The organism is Methylobacterium sp. E-025 (assembly GCF_022829705.1).
In the GTDB taxonomy this organism is placed as follows: Bacteria; Pseudomonadota; Alphaproteobacteria; order Rhizobiales; family Beijerinckiaceae; genus Methylobacterium.
Genome location: NZ_JAKSYR010000015.1, coordinates 1 through 501, shown reverse-complemented (window position 1 = coordinate 501; position 501 = coordinate 1). Strand labels below are relative to the sequence as shown.

The following is a 501-nucleotide window of genomic DNA, read 5'->3' as shown; positions in this document are numbered from 1 at the left end:
GACGCTCGGGGCGCTCGGGGTCGTCTACGGCGACATCGGCACCAGCCCGCTCTACGCCTGCAAGGAGGCGGTGAAGGCCGGCATCTCCGGCGGGGCGCCGGTCGCGGCGGCGGCCACCGGCGCGGTCTCGCTGATTCTGTGGGCGCTGATCCTGATCGTCTCGCTGACATACGCGGTGCTGATCCTGCGCGCCGACAACCGCGGCGAGGGCTGCATCGTCGCGACGCTTGCGCCGCCGTGCGCTCGCCACGCCCAGAACGACCCCTGGCAGGCGCTGCCGCTGCTGCTCGGGCGCTCAGCCCAGACGCGTCGACCTTCAGGACCTCGATCGCAGACAGAACCGAGATGGCCGGGGGGATAGCGCCGTCGCCGTAGAGAAGCGCCGCGCCGACGAGCCCGACCACCAGCAGCAGCGCCTGCCAGGTGCCGGCCTTGGCGTGGCGGGCGCCGAGCAGCGCCAGCATCGCGACGATGCCGCCCTCGCCGCGGTTGTCGGCGCGC

Annotated in this window: 2 pseudogenes; one reads left to right on the top strand and one right to left on the bottom strand. The window is 73.7% G+C overall.

The annotated features are described in order from the left end of the window. A pseudogene (locus tag MKK64_RS00530) lies at positions 1 to 292 on the top strand (KUP/HAK/KT family potassium transporter); the annotation flags it as partial. A gap of 4 nt (positions 293 to 296) precedes the next feature. Here MKK64_RS00530 and MKK64_RS00525 read toward each other — a convergent pair. Continuing rightward, positions 297 to 501 (bottom strand): annotated as a pseudogene (locus tag MKK64_RS00525) (KUP/HAK/KT family potassium transporter); the annotation flags it as partial.